This is a genomic window from Paeniglutamicibacter sulfureus, from assembly GCF_039535115.1.
Lineage (GTDB): Bacteria > Actinomycetota > Actinomycetes > Actinomycetales > Micrococcaceae > Paeniglutamicibacter > Paeniglutamicibacter sulfureus.
This window is the reverse complement of record NZ_BAAAWO010000001.1, coordinates 1,928,384-1,946,756: the sequence shown is the minus strand read 5'-3', so window position 1 is coordinate 1,946,756 and position 18,373 is coordinate 1,928,384. Positions and strand designations below refer to the sequence as shown.

General features: G+C 66.2%; 14 protein-coding genes. 12 read left to right on the top strand and 2 right to left on the bottom strand.

Annotated features, from left to right (window positions below):
• Positions 1-67: 67 nt before the first annotated feature.
• The 8 genes from gcvP (at position 68) to ABD687_RS08850 (ending at position 11,213) form a co-directional block, all read left to right on the top strand.
• Entirely contained in the window at positions 68-2,905 is a 2,838-nt protein-coding gene (gene gcvP / locus ABD687_RS08885) for an aminomethyl-transferring glycine dehydrogenase (RefSeq protein WP_310292021.1), read from the top strand.
• Between the two features lie 39 nt (positions 2,906-2,944).
• Positions 2,945-4,057 (top strand): glycine cleavage system aminomethyltransferase GcvT, encoded by a 1,113-nt coding sequence (gcvT, locus tag ABD687_RS08880; RefSeq protein WP_310292023.1) that lies wholly within the window; start codon positions 2,945-2,947, stop codon positions 4,055-4,057.
• 86 nt (positions 4,058-4,143) lie between these two features.
• Entirely contained in the window at positions 4,144-4,524 is a 381-nt protein-coding gene (gcvH, locus tag ABD687_RS08875) for a glycine cleavage system protein GcvH (protein WP_264270015.1), read from the top strand.
• On the top strand, positions 4,521-5,840 hold the full coding sequence (gene glyA, locus ABD687_RS08870; RefSeq protein WP_310292026.1) for a serine hydroxymethyltransferase: 1,320 nt from the start codon (positions 4,521-4,523) through the stop codon (positions 5,838-5,840). Before gcvH ends, glyA begins: the two co-directional genes overlap by 4 nt.
• A gap of 157 nt (positions 5,841-5,997) precedes the next feature.
• Entirely contained in the window at positions 5,998-7,407 is a 1,410-nt protein-coding gene (locus ABD687_RS08865) for an L-serine ammonia-lyase (RefSeq protein ID WP_264270014.1), read from the top strand.
• 126 nt (positions 7,408-7,533) lie between these two features.
• A complete protein-coding gene (locus ABD687_RS08860; protein WP_264270013.1) occupies positions 7,534-8,055 on the top strand; it encodes a GNAT family N-acetyltransferase in 522 nt (173 codons plus the stop codon).
• A gap of 455 nt (positions 8,056-8,510) precedes the next feature.
• Complete coding sequence (gene mgtE / locus ABD687_RS08855) at positions 8,511-9,869, top strand: magnesium transporter (RefSeq protein ID WP_302264780.1); 1,359 nt, start codon at positions 8,511-8,513, stop codon at positions 9,867-9,869.
• Positions 9,870-10,067: 198 nt separating this feature from the next.
• Positions 10,068-11,213: a baeRF2 domain-containing protein gene (locus ABD687_RS08850; RefSeq protein WP_310292029.1), complete on the top strand. Its 1,146-nt coding sequence runs from the start codon at positions 10,068-10,070 to the stop codon at positions 11,211-11,213.
• A gap of 94 nt (positions 11,214-11,307) precedes the next feature.
• Here the strand turns inward: ABD687_RS08850 and ABD687_RS08845 are convergent, their stop codons facing one another.
• Together ABD687_RS08845 and ABD687_RS08840 are read right to left on the bottom strand one after the other, a co-directional pair.
• Positions 11,308-12,306, bottom strand: a complete 999-nt coding sequence (locus tag ABD687_RS08845) for a metal ABC transporter solute-binding protein, Zn/Mn family (RefSeq protein WP_310292031.1) — start codon at positions 12,304-12,306, stop codon at positions 11,308-11,310.
• Between the two features lie 124 nt (positions 12,307-12,430).
• Entirely contained in the window at positions 12,431-13,747 is a 1,317-nt protein-coding gene (locus ABD687_RS08840; protein ID WP_310292033.1) for a YibE/F family protein, read from the bottom strand.
• A 460-nt stretch (positions 13,748-14,207) separates the two neighbouring features.
• On the opposite strand from ABD687_RS08840, the gene ABD687_RS08835 reads away from it, so the two are divergent.
• From ABD687_RS08835 to ABD687_RS08820, 4 genes are read left to right on the top strand one after another with little or no spacing between them, the layout of a single operon-like run.
• Entirely contained in the window at positions 14,208-15,281 is a 1,074-nt protein-coding gene (locus ABD687_RS08835) for a metal ABC transporter substrate-binding protein (protein WP_310292035.1), read from the top strand.
• The gene (locus ABD687_RS08830; RefSeq protein WP_302264789.1) at positions 15,278-16,087 is read left to right on the top strand and encodes a metal ABC transporter ATP-binding protein; all 810 of its coding nucleotides are present in this window, start codon (positions 15,278-15,280) and stop codon (positions 16,085-16,087) included. The genes ABD687_RS08835 and ABD687_RS08830 overlap by 4 nt, the downstream gene beginning before the upstream one ends.
• A complete protein-coding gene (locus ABD687_RS08825) occupies positions 16,084-16,995 on the top strand; it encodes a metal ABC transporter permease (protein WP_302264791.1) in 912 nt (303 codons plus the stop codon). Before ABD687_RS08830 ends, ABD687_RS08825 begins: the two co-directional genes overlap by 4 nt.
• Before the next feature lie 6 nt (positions 16,996-17,001).
• Positions 17,002-17,832, top strand: coding sequence for a metal ABC transporter permease (locus tag ABD687_RS08820; protein ID WP_302264793.1), 831 nt, complete (start codon positions 17,002-17,004; stop codon positions 17,830-17,832).
• The last annotated feature ends 541 nt before the right edge of the window (positions 17,833-18,373 follow it).

Sequence of the window (18,373 nt, the reverse complement as noted above, 5' to 3'; positions counted from 1 at the left end):
AGGGTCGGGGAGGAACTTTGCAGCTCGTTCGGTGTGTACGCACGCCGATGACCCAATGGAGTTCCCCATGACCGTGACCCCGTCCGCTGAGTTCGTCGCCCGCCATATTGGCCCGCAGGGCAGCGACATCGACACCATGCTGAGCCAGCTTGGTTATTCTTCCATCGACGAAATCGTCGACACCGCCGTTCCCGCCGACATCCGCCAGAGCGAACCCCTGGACCTGCCGGCCCCACGCACCGAAGCAGAGGTCCTTTCGGACCTGCGCGTGCTGGCAAACAAGAACGTCATGAAGACCCAGATGATCGGCCAGGGTTTCTCCGACACCTTCACGCCGCCGGTCATCCTGCGCAATGTGCTCGAAGACCCGGCCTGGTACACGGCCTACACCCCGTACCAGCCGGAAATCTCCCAGGGTCGCCTCGAGGCGCTCATCAACTTCCAGACCATGGTCATGGACCTGACCGCGATGCCTATCGCCAACGCCTCGATGCTTGACGAAGCCTCCGCCGTCGCCGAGTCCGTGCTGCTGATGCGCCGTGGCAACAAGGCAAAGGGCAACGCCAAGACCGTGCTCGATGCCAACCTCTTCCCGCAGACCATCGCCGTGGTTCAGGGCCGCGCCGAAGCCCTGGGCTTCGAGGTCGAGATCGCGGACCTGTCCAAGGGCCTGCCCGAGGGTGACATCTCCGGCATCGTGCTGCAGCAGCCGGGCAACAACGGCGCCGTGGTTGACCACACCGCCGTCATCGCCGCTGCCAAGGAGCGCGGCGCGATGGTCACCATCACCGCCGACATCCTGGCACTGACCATGATCACCGCGCCGGGCGAACAGGGTGCCGACATCGCCGTGGGCAACACCCAGCGCTTCGGCGTCCCGCTGTTCTTCGGTGGCCCGCACGCCGCATACCTGGCAGTGCGCACCGGCCTGGAACGCCAGCTGCCCGGCCGCCTGGTCGGCGTGTCCAAGGACGACGCCGGGTTCCCGGCCTACCGTCTGGCGCTGCAGACCCGCGAGCAGCACATCCGCCGCGAGAAGGCCACCTCCAACATCTGCACCGCCCAGGCGCTGCTGGCCATCACGGCCTCGATGTACGCGGTCTACCACGGCCCCGCTGGCCTTAAGCGCATCGCCCAGCGCGTCCACAACCACGCCCGCACCATCGCCACCGTGCTCTCCGGTGCCGGCCTGGAACTGGTTGCCGACTCCTTCTTCGACACCGTGCAGGTGAAGGTCGCCGACTCGGCCGCCATCATCGCCAAGGCCGAGGAAGCCGGCATCAACCTGCGCCGCGTGGATGCCACCACCGTGGGCATATCCACCGACGAAGCCACCACTTCGGCACACGTTGCGGCCATCGCCGGTGTCTTCGGCGTCACGGGTGAGGACTTCAAGGCAGAGGGCTACGAGCTGGCGGCATCGTTGCAGCGCACCAGCGACTACCTGAGCCACCCGATCTTCAACACCATCAAGTCCGAAACCCAGATGCTGCGCTACCTGCGCAAGCTCTCGGACCGCGACCTGGCCCTGGACCGCACCATGATCCCGCTGGGATCGTGCACAATGAAGCTGAACTCCACCGCCGAAATGGAATCCATTTCCTGGCCGGAATTCGCCTCCATCCACCCGTACGCCCCGGCACACCAGACCGAGGGCTGGCGCGAGCTGATCACCGACCTCGAAGGCCGCCTGACCACCATCACCGGCTACGCGGGCGTCTCCATCCAGCCCAACGCCGGTTCGCAGGGCGAATACGCGGGCCTGCTGGCCATCCGCGGCTACCACCTGTCCAACGGCGATGACCAGCGCACCGTCTGCCTGATCCCTGCCTCCGCGCACGGCACCAACGCCGCCTCCGCCGTGCTGGCCGGCATGAAGGTCATTGTGGTGAAGACTGCAGCCAACGGCACCATCGACGCAGCCGACCTGGACGCGAAGATCGAAGCCAACAAGGACACCCTTGCTGCCATCATGATCACCTACCCGTCCACGCACGGCGTCTACGACGCCGACGTGCGCGAGGTCTGCGACAAGGTCCACGCGGCCGGCGGCCAGGTCTACATCGACGGGGCCAACATGAACGCCCTGGTCGGCCTCGCCCAGCCGGGCAAGTTCGGCGGCGACGTGTCGCACCTGAACCTGCACAAGACCTTCTGCATCCCGCACGGCGGCGGCGGACCGGGCGTGGGCCCGATCGGCGTTGCCGAGCACCTGATCCCGTTCCTGCCGGGCGACCCGTCGGACACCTACTCGATCCGCGACGGCATCCCCGTGGTTGCCACCATGTTCGGCTCCGCCGGCGTACTGCCGATCTCTTGGGCCTACATCGCGATGATGGGCGGCGAAGGCCTGACCGACGCCACCAAGATCGCAATTCTCTCGGCGAACTACATTGCCAGCCGCTTGAACGAGTACTTCCCGATCCTGTTCACCGGCAACAAGGGCCTGGTCGCACACGAGTGCATCCTGGACCTGCGCGAGCTGACCAACAAGACCGGCGTCACCGCCGAGGACGTGGCCAAGCGCCTGATCGACTTCGGCTTCCACGCCCCGACCCTGTCCTTCCCGGTCGCCGGCACCCTGATGGTGGAGCCGACCGAGTCCGAGGACCTGGTCGAGATCGAACGCTTCATCGAGGCCATGATCGCGATCCACGCCGAGATGCAGCAGGTGCTCGCCGGCGACTTCTCTCTCGAGGAATCCCCTCTGCGCAACGCCCCGCACACCGTGGCCGCCGTGGTCAACACCGCCTGGAACCGCAAGTACACCGTTGAGCAGGCAGCCTTCCCGGTGCATGCCCTGCGCATTGACAAGTACTTCCCGGCCGTGGGACGCATCGACGGAGCAGGTGGCGATCGCAACCTGATCTGCTCCTGCCCCCCGCCGGAAGCCTTCGAAAACTAATTCCGACACTCATTTTTGAGCCTCACGAAAGGTAGCTTGATGAGCGACCCGAAGAAAACCTCCCTGCATGCACAGCATGCGGAACTAGGCGCATCCTTCACCGACTTTGGTGGCTGGGACATGCCGTTGAAGTATGGTTCGGAATTGGCCGAGCACAATGCGGTGCGCGCCACCGCTGGCCTGTTTGACCTCTCCCACATGGGCGAGGTCTGGGTCGAGGGACCCGACGCCGCAACGTACCTGAACACCGCGCTGGCCGGCAACATGGCAGTGATGAAGGTCGGTAAGGCCAAGTACTCGGTGATCTGCAACGAAGCAGGCGGAATCATCGATGACCTGATCACCTACCGTCGCGGCGAGGAAAAGTTCCTCGTGGTGCCCAACGCGGGCAACGCCCCGGTGGTTGCCGCTGCCCTGGCCGAGCGTGCCAAGGGCTTCGACGTGGTAGTCACCGACGCGTCCGCCGAGACCTCGCTGGTCGCCGTGCAGGGCCCGAATGCCGTGGCCATCCTGCACGAACTGGTCGACGAGGCAGCCAAGTCAGTGGTCTCGGACATGAGCTACTACGCTGCCGACGAGGTCACCGTTGCCGGCATCGACGTGCTGCTGGCACGCACCGGCTACACCGGTGAAGACGGCTTCGAGCTGTACGTGCCGAACGCACAGGCAGCCGAACTCTGGGACGCACTGATGGCCGCCGGCACCAACCACGGGCTGATCCCCGCGGGTCTGGCCTGCCGCGACTCGCTGCGCCTGGAAGCCGGCATGCCGCTGTACGGCAACGAGCTTTCCCTTGAGGGCAACCCGTTCGAGGCCAACCTTGGCCCGATCGTTTCCTTCAAGAAGGAAGAGGACTTCGTGGGCCGCAAGGCACTGGAGGCCATCAAGGCCGAAGGCGCCAAGAAGGTCCTGGTGGGCCTGAAGGGCCTGGGACGTCGCGCCGGTCGCGGCGGCTACCCGGTGTCCGTGGACGGCGTGCAGGTCGGCGCCGTCACCTCGGGCCAGCCGTCGCCGACCCTGGGCTACCCGGTGGCCCTGGCCTACGTGGCCCCGGAGTTCGCCGAGGTCGGCACGAAGGTCGATGTTGACCTGCGTGGCAAGCCCGAGGCATTCGAAGTCGTCACACTGCCGTTCTACACCCGAGCCAAGTAACGTTGTCGGTGGCGGGCGCGACGCGTCCCGCCACCGATCAACCGGCTTAACTTCTTTACCCACATTCTTTGAGAGGAAACACCCCCATGAGCAAGGTTCTCGCATCCCTTCGTTACTCGGCCGAGCACGAATGGGTCGACTCCGCGACCCCGACCAAGGTCGGCATCACCCAGGTTGCCGCGGACGCACTGGGCGATGTCGTATATGTTGACCTGCCCGAGGTCGGCGACACTGTCACCGCCGGCGAGACCTGCGGCGAGGTCGAGTCGACCAAGTCCGTCTCCGACCTGTACGCACCGGTCACCGGCACCATCGTCGAGGTCAACCAGGATGCCATCGACAACCCGGCCATCCTGAACGAAGACCCGTACGGCGCCGGCTGGCTGTTCACCGTCGAGGTCTCCGAGGAGGGCCCGCTGCTCTCGGCAGCAGACTACGCCTCCGCAAACGGCGGCGACGTAGCGTGACCGCAGTGTTCGAATCCCTTGCACCTGCGTCGCTGACGCAGGACATCGGGACCCTGGATCCGGAGATCGCGGAGCGGATCGACGCGGAGCTGGCGCGCCAGCAGCGCGGGCTGGAGATGATCGCCTCGGAGAACCACACGGCCCTGGCCGTGATGCAGGCGCAGGGTTCGGTGCTGACGAACAAGTACGCCGAGGGCTACCCGGGCAAGCGCTACTACGGCGGCTGCGAGGAGGTCGACGTGGTGGAGACCCTGGCCCTGGAGCGGGTCAAGGCGCTCTTCGGTGCCGAGTTCGCGAACGTGCAGCCGCACTCCGGCGCGCAGGCCAACGCCTCGGTGATGCACGCGCTGATCCGTCCGGGCGACACCATCATGGGGTTGAACCTGGCCCATGGCGGGCACCTGACCCACGGCATGAAGATCAACTTCTCCGGCCGCCTCTACAACATCGTCCCCTATGGGGTTGAGGAGGACACCTTGGTGGTGGACATGGACAAGGTCGAGGCCCTGGCCCTGGAGCATAAGCCGAAGATGATCGTCGCCGGCTGGTCCGCCTACCCGCGGCAGCTGGACTTCGAGCGGTTCCGGGAGATCGCGGACAAGGTCGGTGCGTACCTGTTCGTGGACATGGCGCACTTCGCCGGCCTGGTGGCCGCCGGGCTGCACCCTTCCCCGGTGCCGCACGCCCATGTGGTGTCCTCCACCACGCACAAGACCCTGGCCGGTCCGCGCGGCGGGATCATCCTGACCAACGATGCGGACATCGCCAAGAAGATCAATTCGGCGGTGTTCCCGGGCCAGCAGGGCGGGCCGCTGGAGCACGTGATCGCCGGCAAGGCCGTGGCGTTCAAGATCGCCGCGACGCAGGAGTTCCGCGAACGCCAGGAACGCACCCTGGCCGGGGCGAAGATCCTGGCCGAGCGCCTCACCGCACCGGACGTCGCCGCGGCGGGCATTTCCGTGCTCACCGGCGGCACCGACGTGCACCTGGTCCTGGTGGACCTGCGCCACTCGGAGCTGGACGGGCAGCAGGGCGAGGACCTGTTGGCGAAGGTGGAGATCACGGTGAACCGCAACGCGGTCCCGTTTGACCCGCGTCCGCCGATGGTCACCAGCGGTTTGCGCATCGGCACCCCGGCGCTGGCCACACGCGGCTTCTCCGAGGCGGCCTTCGTGGAGGTCGCGGACATCATCGCCGAGACCCTCATCGCCGGCACCCAGGAGAACAACGAGGCAACGCTCGCGGCACTAAAGGACCGCGTGCACGCCCTGGCCAACGCCCACCCGCTGTACCCGGATCTGGCCAAACTGGTCTAGTCCCGGACTCCTTGCAAGATATCGCGAGCCCGGGACCAGAGCGGTCCCGGGCTCGCGGTTTTTGCATCTCCTGCCGTGGCGCGCATCACACGCCTGCTGCTTGCAGCATCCATCATCGAGAACCACCACAGCGGCATATACGAAGGAAGTTTGTTCAATGGCTATCAGTGTTTTTGATCTTTTCACCGTTGGCATTGGGCCATCGTCATCACACACGGTGGGACCCATGCGCGCCGCGCACGCGTTTGCCGCGAAGCTGGTGCGCGAGGAAATCCTCGTGCAGACCGCATCGTTGCGGGTCGACGTCTACGGTTCGCTGGCCGCCACCGGCCGCGGCCACGGAACCTTCACGGCGATCATGCTGGGACTGGAAGGCTACGAGCCCGAGGCCATCCTGCCATCCGAGGTCGATGAGCGCCTCGACGATATGGCGGCGACCGGCAAACTGCAATTGTGCAAGGCGCTGGGAGGGGGCAAGGAAATCGACTACAAGGTCGAGGACATGATCCAGCACCCGCTCACGGTCCTGCCCCGGCACACCAACGGCCTGAAGATGGCGGCCTTGGATGCCGAGGGCAACATCCTGGCCGAGGATACCTACTATTCGGTGGGCGGCGGCTTCATCGTGCGCGAGGGTGCCGAGGAAAAGCTCGCAGCCAACCTCGAGGGCGCGCTCAACGCGCAACCCTACCCCTTCACCACCGCCGCAAAGCTGTTGGAACACTGCGCCACGTCGGGTCTGTCGATCGCCGGTGTCATGGCCGCCAACGAAGAGGTCTACCGCTCCAAGGAAGAAATCCGGGAAGGCCTGCTGCATATCTGGCAGGTCATGGAGGATTGCAAGGACTCCGCGCTGGAACGCGAGGGCGTGCTGCCCGGCGGGCTCAAGGTTCGCCGCCGCGCCCCCGAATGGCACAAGCGCCTGGCCAAGGAAGACAAGGACCGCGATCCGGTGTACTGGCAGGAATGGGTCAACCTGGTGGCGCTGGCCGTCAACGAGGAAAACGCGTCCGGCGGCCGGGTCGTCACGGCCCCGACCAACGGTGCTGCCGGCATCATCCCCGCGGTGATGTTCTACGCGACCCACTATGCACCCGGTGCCCAGTACTGGAACCAGGAAGAGCGCGAGGACGTGATCGTCCGCTTCATGCTCACCGCAGCGGCCATCGGCGTGCTCTACAAGGAGCAGGCCTCGATCTCCGGCGCGGAGGTCGGTTGCCAGGGCGAGGTCGGTTCGGCCTCCTCGATGGCAGCCGGCGGCCTGGCCGAGATCCTGGGCGGCACCGTTGACCAAGTGGAAAACGCAGCGGAAATCGCCATGGAGCACAACCTTGGACTGACCTGCGACCCGATCGGCGGCCTGGTGCAGATCCCGTGCATCGAACGCAACGCCATCGCCGCTTCCAAGGCCATCAACGCCGCCAAGATGGCGCTGATGGGCGACGGCCAGCACCACGTCACCCTGGACGAGGTCATCATCACCATGCGGGAAACCGGCAAGGACATGAGCGACAAGTACAAGGAAACCGCCATGGGCGGCCTGGCCGTGAACGTGATCGAGTGCTAGGGGCGTAGTCCCACAGCAACGGCCCGGTACCTGCCGCGGTCCCGGATTTTTCGGGGCAGCGCAGGCGCCGGGCCGTTCGTGCTTCCGATGCAGGAGGGAAGGTTTCCGACTGGTAGCCTTCGAAGCATGCTTGAGATCCGACCCTTCACCGCCGCCGATGCCGAAGCCGCCCTGGACGCGCGCGCCGAGCTGGACGCCGACGACTTCGACTTCCTGCTGGGGTATTCGGCCCGCCGGGGATTCGATTCCTACCTCGAGCAGCTGGCGGCCCACGAAGAAGGCCTGGGCCTGCCCCCGGGATGGGTCCGCTCCGCGCTCTGGGGCGCCTTCTCCGAGGGCACGCTGGTGGGCCGGACCTGCATCAGGTTCGAACTCAACGAGAACCTGCTCGCCGTCGGCGGGCACATCGGTTATGCGGTCCGCCCGGGGCACCGCAGGCGCGGCCACGCCACCAGGATCCTGCGCCTCTCGCTGGCACAGTTGGCGCAGCACAACATCGAATCGGCACTGGTCACCTGCCGTGACGACAACACCGGATCGGCCCGCACCATAGAGGCCAACGGGGGAGAGCTGGAGAACGTCATCGAGGCCTCCGACGGACCCACCCGGCGGTACTGGGTTCCCACCCGCGCCACGCCTCGGGGCTGAGGTCCCGCGCGGCGGGACACTGCTGCGCATTGGCCCTTCCTCGGGACCGTGGCCTACCATGGGAAGGACGCCCGGACCCGGAGCGGCCACGCGCAACGGCGGTGCCTGCCCGGGGAAATCCCGGCCCCAACACGGATGGAGGTGACCGCACGCATGGAAGACGGACCTAGTCGATCTAGCACGCCGCGCGAGCGACACCTCTGTGCCCCGGAATCCCCCACCACCCAGCCATGACCCTCCCCTTCCCCGCCCGGTAGCAAACACCGAGCCGGGAACCGGCCCGCATTTCGGGTCATGGCTCCACGTCCATGGGGGGATGGCTTCCAGGACGCAGCAGGTGCTGCGCGGCCGCTGTGAAACTCACAGCCCAAGCCCACAACACCCACTGCCGACACACGCCGCCGGGACCAACCGGTGCGATGCATGCGTGTGTTTTCACCGGAGGGAACCGGAGAATGATCAAGACCCCCACCAGCTCGTTCGAGACCAACTCGGAGCACCTGGCCACGGCCCTGGCCGAAGGCGACATCGCCGCGACATCACGGGTGTTCCTTCCCCTGGGAACCAGCGAAACCCTTGAGCAGATCGAGCGCCTGGGCACCATTGAGCGGGCGCTTGCCTACCGCACGCTTCCCAAGGGCCGCGCCCTGGAGGTCTTCGAGCGCCTCGATGCCTCGCTGCAGGCCGACCTGGTCGCCGGCCTACAGGAACAAGACGTTGCCGAGGTCTTCGCCGCGCTCAGCCCCGATGACCGTGTGGCCCTGGTCGACGAGCTGCCGGCCGCCGTCGCGAACCGGCTCATCCTGGGCCTGAACGAGAAGGAACGTGCGCTGACCGGCACCGTGCTGGGCTATCCGCAGGGTGCGGTGGGACGCTGCATGAGCCCGGAATTCGTGACCACCCGTCCGGGGAACAGCGCGGGGGAGACCCTGGCCAGGGTGCGTGGCCGGCTCGATGACGCCGAGAGCGTCTACACCATCCCCGTCACCGATGCGGGCCGCCGCTTGGTGGGCGTCGTGTCGCTGCGCGACGTGCTGCGTGCCGAGCCCGGGGCACGGATCGAGGAGATCATGAAGACGCCGATTTCCGTGACTGCATCGCTCGGTGCCGAGGAGGCCGCCAGGTACTGCGCCGACGCGAAGGTCCTGGTGCTGCCGGTCGTGGACGACGAGGAACGCCTCGTGGGGATCCTGACGGTGGACGACGCGCTACGCATTCTTGAGGAGGCCGAAAGCGAGGACGCTGCCCGGTCCGGCGGCACCGAGCCGCTGCGCCGCCCCTACCTGGCAACCCCGGTGCGCTCGATCGTGCGGGCCCGCGTGGTGTGGTTGCTGGTCCTGGCCCTCGGTGCCACCCTGACGGTCAAGGTCATCGGCGCCTTCGAGGCGACGCTGGAGGCGCAGGTGGTGCTCTCGCTGTTCATCCCGCTGCTCATCGGGACCGGCGGGAACACCGGAAACCAGGCCGCGACCACGATCACCCGCGCCCTGGCGCTGGGGGACGTGCGGCCGCGGGACGTGTTCAAGGTGTTCGCCCGCGAGGTTCGGGTGGGCGCGCTGCTCGGACTGCTGCTGGGGACCCTTGGCTTCGCGATCGCGGCGCTGGCATTCACCATCCCCCTTGGCCTGGTCATCGGACTCACGCTGCTGGGGGTGTGCACCATGGCCGCAAGCATCGGTGGGTTGATGCCGTTGCTGGGCAAGGCCGTGCGCGCGGATCCGGCGGTCTTCTCCAACCCGTTCATCTCCACATTCGTCGATGCCGCGGGGCTGGTCATCTACTTCCTGGTCGCCACCAGCATCCTGGGGCTGTAGCAACCGGTGGCCAACCGGGGCTCGACATGCGGGTTAAGGAGCCCGTCCCGGTGCCCCGGGGCGGGGCACGGATCGCACCATCGTACCTAATGAAAACGCTTTTGAGCAGCCCCTTTCGGCGGGGTGTATTCCGGTGCTACGGTGAGCAGACGGATCGAATCGGCACGCGGGCTTCCTCGCGTGGGAAGGAGTTCCCCCATGACTTCACGCGCAGGTTCCACAGGAATCGACGCCTCACTCTACCGTCGACAGGGCCAATGGTGTACAGCCCTCGTAGATGTTTCGCTTGGAACAACCGCGGCGCAGGAAGCGGTTGACGCACTCCCCGAACACGTAGGAAAGCTGCTCGGCTCGCAACAGGCTTCGGAGGCCGACATCGGAGCCCTGAAGACGGCCCTGGTGCCAGCCGAGGGACACGCGGCACCGGTCGCCCGCTTTGTGGCCGTGAACAACGGCGAGGTCGTTGTCGACGAAATCATTGATGGATTGAAGGTCGAGGCGTCCGACGTGGACTGCGGACCCTTCCCCAACCTGGTGGCCCTGGCCCGCGCCCGTGGGGGACAGTTCCCCTACCTGGTGGTCGAGGCCGGCCGGGACGGCGGAGAGGTGCGGCTATACCACTCCGCTGTACAAGGCGTCGAGGAAAGACGCGGCGTCACCGGGGACCCGGAGGAGGCGCATCACGCACGCAAGGTTCCCGGGACCTATAGCGAACCCAAGAACCAGTCCTCCACCGAAGAGATCTGGCGGCGCAATGCCGATGACCTGGCCAAGCAGATCGACGAGCTGGCAAGGGAAAACTACGTCAGGCTCATCGTACTTGCCGGCGACGTCAAGGCCCGCGAACTGGTGGCCAGCAAGCTGGCCCCCGCTCACAAGCCGATCACCAGCATTCTCGAGCAGCACACGCGCACCGGCGGGGCGGACCAATCCGTGTTCGCCGCGGCCGTGCAGGAACGAATCGATGAAGTCCTGGGCAGGGACGTTCAGGAACTGTCCGAACGCGTGGCGAACCGCAGCGGAAACGGCCGCTCGGAACTGGCACTGGGCTTCGACGAGGTCGTTACGGCACTGCAGCAGGCGCAGGCCGACACGGTCCTGGTGGGCCAGTACCAGGACGACGAGACGCTCATTGCCCTGAAGGCCGACCCATGGCTTTGCGGCGAGGGCTCGGATGAACACTCGGAATTGGTCATCGGTTCCTGGCCGGCCCCGGAAGTGCTGTTGCGGGCCACGGCGCTGACGGATGCCACCATCCGCTATGTGCCCGAGGGCGTGCTGCCCGACGGTGTGGGCATCGCGGCGCTGCTGCGCTGGCCCAAGAACACGGATGCCGGAGACTGAGGACCAGAGAAGGGGAAGAGGACGCGGAAAGGCCCGGCGGCCGTCGATTCGAAGAACGACGGCCGCCGGGCCTTGTGGCGCCTGCGGGTCCTGGCTACTTGGCCACGGACTCCATGGCCTGGATGTTGGAACCCATCCACGAGACGTAGTCGGTGTTCTCCGGCAGGGTCTCGGTGAAGTCGACGACCGGGACCTTCGCGCCCTCCGCCTGCTTGCGGATGCGTTCGGTCTGCGGGCTTTCCGTCTGGGTGTTGTAGGCCAGGACGTCGATCTCCCCGGCGTCGAAGCGCTTGCCCATCTCGTTGAACGCCTGGGGGGAGACTTCGCCGCCGCCTTCGATGGATTCGCTCAGGCCCTCCGGGGTGGCATCTGCCATGCCCATGTCGGTGAGCAGGTGGAAGGGGACCGGCTCGGTCATGGCGAACTTCTTGCCGTCCAGCGCGCCGTGCAGCTTCTCGACCCGGGCCTCGAGGGCCTTCAGGTCGCTGGTTAGTGCCGCGGCGTTTTCGGTGAAGACGGCGGCCGACTCGGGCTTCAGGGTGCCCAGGCGCTTGGCGATCTCATCGGTGAGCAGGCGCATGGACTCAAGGTCGTACCAGATGTGCTCGTTGAAGGCGCCGTGGGCCGCGTGCTCTTCGGCGGTTTCGCCGGCGTGCTCGTCCGGGCCAGTGGCTTCGTCCGCATGTTCGTCGGCTGCGCCTTCCTCGCCTTCCGCGATCGGCGAGGTGTCCACGGCGTTGACGAGGGTGGAGTCCGAAAGCTTCAAGTCCTTGGCCAGGACGTCCATGAACGCGTCGTATCCACCGCCGTTGGCCACGACCAGCTGCGCCTTGGATAGTGCCAGCTTGTCCCGGGACGTGGCCTCGTAGGAGTGCGGATCCTGCGACACGGAATTGATCACGGGCGTTGCCTCCACTTCGTCGCCGCCGATCCGGCTTACCAGGTCGGCGTAGACGGTGGTGCTCGTGACGACTTGCACCCTGTCTTGCCCGGCGGGGGCGGATTCCTGGCTTGCGGCATTTCCGCCGCAAGCCGCCAAGGCGAGCGTGCCGGCGAGGGCCACGGGGAGAAGGCGAAGTGTTCGACGATTCATGGGTGAAGCGATCCTTTGGGGGATGAGTGGCGAGTATGTTCGGATATCCACTCTAACCTAAACAAGAACCATTATCGTTTGATTGTGAGAAAAACGTCCATGGGCCGGATCCCTTGGATGCCGGTCAGTCGGTGCCGGGCGAGGCCGCGGCGCGGGCACCCGCCGGCCGGAGTGCGCGGCGGCCCGAAGAGCGGGAAACGGCCGTTTCCCCGGGCCCGGGGACCTCGCCGGAACCCTTGCCGCCCGAGCCGGTGGCCTTGACCACTGCCACCGCGATGGCAGTGGTCACCGGGATGGCCAATACCAGCCCGATGGAACCCACCAGGATTCGAATGACTTCCTCGGCCATTTGGCCGGTGGTGAGGGTGTCCATCAGGGGTCTGTCGTACAAGCTCACCAACACCAGGATCGGCAGTGCCGCGCCGGCGTAGGCGAAGGCAATGGTGTAGACGGTCGAGGCGATGTGGTCCCGGCCGATGCGCATCCCCGAGGCGAAAAGCTGCCGGGCAGTGGAATGCGGTGCGATTTCCGCCAGCTCCCAGACGGCGGAGGACTGGGTGATGGTCACGTCGTTGAGCACGCCCATGCCGGCGATGAGCAGGCCGCACAGCAACAACCCGGAGAGACTGAGTTCGGGCACCACCGTGCTGAGAGTCAGGGCCGAATCCTCGGTTGCACCGGTCAGCGCCGCAGCGTCGGTGGCCCAGGTGGCTATTGCCGCGGTGACGCCCAGCCCGAACAGCGTGCCCAGCAGCGCCGTGGAGGTCCGTGCGGAGAATCCGTGGGCAAAATACAGTGCTGCAAACATGACGATGGTGGACGTCGTGAGCCCAACTAGCATGGGGGATTTGCCTTCGAGCAGCGCCGGCACCATGAAGCTCACAATGAAGAACAACCCGCCGGCGAGCCCTGCCAGTGCCCGCAGCCCGCGCCACCGCGCGACCATGCACACCACCGCCGCATAGGCGATGCCGAGCAGGGCCAGGGGGGTCGAGCGCACAAAATCAACGAAGACATACGGCGCGGATGTATCCGTGGTGTGCGACAGGTCGAGGTACTTGATCTTGTCCCCGGCCAAAAGTGGCCGGGACTGGGTCGTTTCCGGCGGAACTTCCAGGGCGAAGGATGCGCCGCCCGCCTCGGGGGCGACATAGGAAATCTCGCACATCAGTTCCTTGCCGCCGACCTCGTCCAGTCCCTGGGAGGACGGGCAGACTTCATTCACGGTCCGGGTGACGGTTCCGGTGGAAAGCTCCGCGCCGTTGGCGGTGTTGAAGGTGTCGTTCAGCGGGGACTTGGCGATGTCGCCGCTGGGCCAGAGCATGATGGTTGCGATGAACGCCAGCACCCCCACCGGGGCAAGCAGGATCCAAAGGATGAGGTTGGCGCGTCGGCGCCGGGCCGGGTCAACGAGTACGTCGGCGTGGTGGTGTCCACCCATGAAAGGTTCAGCTCCAGATCGATTGCGTGCTGTGTCTCCCCAAGAGGCCCCCACCAGAACAGTGTAGCGATTCGATAACCACGTTTTCCTTGGTCGCGTGAACAAGTGCCGGCTGCTAAGGCTCGGCATGGGTATGTCAACCCGGTGTGCCCTGGCGCTGACATGGGAGGGCACCAGTACGGATTGGCCGATATCACTCAGGCGAATCGCAAGAAACTTGTTTGCGAGGTTGGAAATGGTTCCCCGTCTGCGCGGCCTTCGTGCGGTCCACCGCATACTCGGTCACCTCGTTGACGATGTCCGCCGGGAAGAGCGTGCCACTGGTATTGCCCTGCGTGTGACGGATGCGGAGCGTGCGGGAGTGCGATGCTCCTGATTTGTTAACGAGAATGATTATCAGTATTGTTTGCAAGTGGCGACCCAGTGGATCGCCGACACTCGCGAACCAGATAGAGGACCCATGATGAAACGAATCGCCGCCTATCCAGTTGCCCTGCTGACGGGCGGCGCACTCCTGCTTACGGCGTGCAGTGCCGAGACGAACGCCACGGAACCGGCCGGTCTGTCGGTCGTGGCCACCACGACGCAACTCGGGGATTTCACCCGGAGCGTGGTCGGGGAGATCCCCGCAAGGGTCACGCAGCTTGCGGATGTGAATCAGAGCCTCCACGGCTTCGATCCCTCGGCAGGCGACCTCGTCGCGATCCGGGAGGCCGACGTCATCGTTGTCAACGGAGGTGGTCTGGACGGCTGGATCGAAGACGCCATCGAGGCGAGCGGCTTCGACGGGGTCATCGTCAACACGAGCGAAGGCATTGACATGGACGTCTCGCCCGCAGGTGCGGCCGATTCGCACGAGGGTGAGGCCGCGGAAGCCGAAGAGCACGAGGCCACGCCCGGGGGCGAAGACGCGCATGCGGGCGAAAGCGCAGAAGAGCACGCGGCGCATGCCGGCGAGAGTGGCGACCCGCATGTCTGGCACAACGTGAACAACGCTGTCAGCCAGGTGGAGGCAATCACCGCGGCCCTGGCCGCCGCGGCACCCGAGCAGGCCGCCGCGATCGAGGCCAACGCCGCGGGGTATGTCGATGAGCTGCAAGCCCTCAACGCCTGGATCCACGAGAACGTCGACAAGGTACCTGCCGACGAACGCCTCCTGGTGACCAGCCATGATGCCTTCGGGCACTTGGTTGACGACCTTGGCATCACGTACGTCGGTGCGGTGATCCCGAGCACGAACGACAGCGCCGAGGCGTCGGCCGAACAGCTGGACGCGCTGATCGCCCAGATCAAGGAAACCGGGGTGAAGGCGGTGTTCGCGGAAAGCTCGATCAACTCCGCCGCTGCGGAAACCATCGCCGATGAGACCGGCGCGAAGGTGTACGCGGGGGATCAGGCGCTCTACGGCGACTCCCTGGGTACGGCCGGCAGCCCCGGTGAGACCTACCTGGGTAGCCAGGCACACAACGTGGGCCTGGTCCTGGAATCCTGGGGCGTCACGCCCTCCGAGTTCCCGGCGACGCTGGGCAAATGATGACAGGTCCAGCCCGGCCGGACGCAACGGAGGTCGCAGGTGCCGCGCTGGTGCTGGGCGAGGCATCTTTCGGATACGACGGCCATCCGGCCGTGAGCGGATTGAACCTCTCCGTGATGCCCGGCGAGGCCGTCGCCGTGATCGGCGCCAACGGCTCTGGGAAGTCCACCTTGCTCAAGGGCCTGCTCGGATTGGTCCCTCGCCTGTCTGGAACCATGGCGGTCGCCGGTACCGGTCGTCGCGGGACCGGTGGGCGCGGCCTGGGATATTTGCCGCAGAGCGATGCGATCGACCCGGAATTGCCGGTGACGCTCCGGCAGATCGTCACCATGGGACGCTATCGCGGGCTTGGCTTGTTTCGTTGGGCCGGCGCGGCGGACCGGAGAATGGTGCGCGAGGCGCTTGAAACCGTTGGCATGGGAAGCCATGCGGGTGCCCGTTTCGGCGACCTCAGTGGCGGGCAGCGCCAGCGCGGCCTCCTGGCCCGGGCGATCGCCTCGGAACCGGCGATCCTGCTGCTCGACGAACCATTCAACGGCCTGGACCGGCCCAACCGCACCGCGTTGATCGAGGCGCTGCGCCGGCTTAAGGAACAGGGCGTGGCGATCCTCGTTTCCACCCACGACCTTGAAATCGCCCGCGAGGTCTGCGACTCGGTGTTGCTGCTCGAGGGCCGCCAGATTGCCTATGGGCCCCGCGACAAGGTCCTCACGCTGGAAAACGTGCAGGCGACCTTCGCGAACGTCCAGGTCGAAATCGACGGACACACCCTCGTCACCCCGGGGCACGAGGTGTTTTCGGCGTGAACCTTGTGGACACCCTCATGACGGCCTTCAGCCTGCCGTTCATGAATCGGGCCGCCCTGCTCGTCATTGTCCTGGCAGTACTTGCCGCCACCGTCGGGCTGTTCGTCAACCTCCGCGGGCTGGAGTTCATGGGCGATGCGCTGGTGCACGCCGTGTTTCCCGGCCTCGCCGTCGGCCTTGCCGTAGCGGGCGAAGACGGCCTGGTGCCCGGCGCCTTCATCGCGGCGTTGCTGGGTTCGGTCATTCTCACGCTGATCTCCCGGCGCGGCGTGGCGCAGGACGCGGCGCTGGCCATCGTGCTCGCGGGCATGTTCTCCGTCGGGGTCGCCGTTGTCAGCACCCGAACGGATTATTCGGCACAGCTGGAAGCCCTGCTTTTCGGGCGCATGCTTGCCATTCCGGAAAGCCAGCTGATCGAGACAACGGTCATCGCCGTGATGGCGGTTGTACTCCTGTTCATCCTTTGGCGTGTGCAGATTTTCCGCGCGGTCGACCCCAATGGATCGCAGGCCGCGGGCTATCGCCCCGTATGGATCGACCTGAGCCTGAACGTCGCGATTGCCCTGGCCGTGGTGGCAACGGCGGGCGCGGTGGGGAACCTCATCGTGTTGGCCGTCATCATCATCCCGGTCGCCGTAGCACGATTGATCAGCCGCCGTCTGCTGCTGTTGCCGCTGATCGCACTTGGCTTCGCGCTCGGCGCCATGTGGCTGGGACTGGCCATCACCTACATCGGTTCCGTCGAGGCGGGCCTGGACCTGCCCAGCGGAGCGACAATCGTCATGACCCTGGTGCTGGGCTACCTTTTAGTCTTCTTTGGGCGGACCGGCATCGACGCACTTCAACGCCGCCGCGGGCGTGCACGCGCCGCATCGCGCGCACCGGAATCCTCACAGGCAGGAGCCTGACCCGCCATGGACTTCTTCACCCGTGCACTGATCACCGGCGCACTCGTCGGCGCCTGCTGCGGCCTCACCGGTGTGCTCGTGCTGGCCCGCCGTCGCGTGTTCTTCACCCAGGCGCTCACCCACGCCACCTATCCCGGAGCCGTCGGCGCGGCCATCATCGGCATCCCGATCCCGGTCGGTGCCGCCCTCGCGGGGCTGGGGCTGGTATTTGCCATGACGGGACTGGACCGGCAGCCGCGGCAGGGCCGGCAGGTTGCCGCCGGCATCATCCTGACCGGCGGTTTCGCGCTTGGTGCCATCATGCAGGCGCTCGTCCCCAACCTGCCCATTGACCCGGAAGCCTTCCTGATCGGATCGATCCTCACCAGTCGCGCCGACGCGCTCATCGTTGCCGCCGTCACGCTCCTCGGAGTGCTCGTCGTCTTTGCCGGGTGGGGCCCGAGGCTGCTGTTCTCCAGCGCGGATCCCATCGGCTACCAGGCGGCGGGATTCAATCCCGCCCGCATGGACGCACTCGCCCTGCTGGTCACCACCGCGACGGTCGTCGCCGCGCTTCCCGCGGTCGGTGCGATCCTCATGATTGCCCTCATTGCCGCCCCCGCACAGGCCGCAAGGCTCATGACCAAAAACCTCGCCGGGAACCTCGTGCTCGCTCCGGTCCTCGGCATGCTCTCGGTTTTCGTCGGTCTCCATGCCTCGCGGCTGACCGGGATCGCAGCCGGATCGGCCATTGCCATGACCGCAGTGCTGCTGTTCATCCTGGCATTCGGCTGGCGTCAGGCCCTCGGTTCCCGCGGCAGGAATCGCGTTGCCGGGACGGCGTCCACCCTCAGTTGATTCGCGGCACGCAGGTCAATCCAGCCGAAGCGACGAGTGGTCTTGTCCGCTGTGCGGGCGGAGGGCCCCGGGTGCGAAAGCGATGGGCATTCGCTGGCCTCCCCGCCGGCCGACAGGTTCTCTAAGCTCGCGGTGGGCCGTTGCGCATGCTCGGCGGCAGCCGAGCACGAAGACGCGGAGGTCCCCGCCCGACGCGTATTCATCCGCAACGGACACCGGCTGCAGCAGCGCAAAGCCCGCCACCGTAGCGCCCTGCCCTCCGGCCTGCCTGCACTCTTTCGGTGAATGTTGTCGGTGCATCACGGCGGCACGAGTGGCGTGCGCGTAACCCGCAGCTCACCTGGAAGGGGGCGGCCGGACCGCATCCTCAACGCAGCCAGGTCCTGCCCTGGGCGTACGCAAGGACGAGGTGTCCCTCAGTAATCCATGCCCCGGGTCCGTGGTCCATGTGTGGTTCCTATTACCGCCTTCTTGGTGGCTAGCCGCTGGCGATTGAGTGGAACCGGCGCAATCCCGGGAAGTTTCCTCCTCAACAATAGAG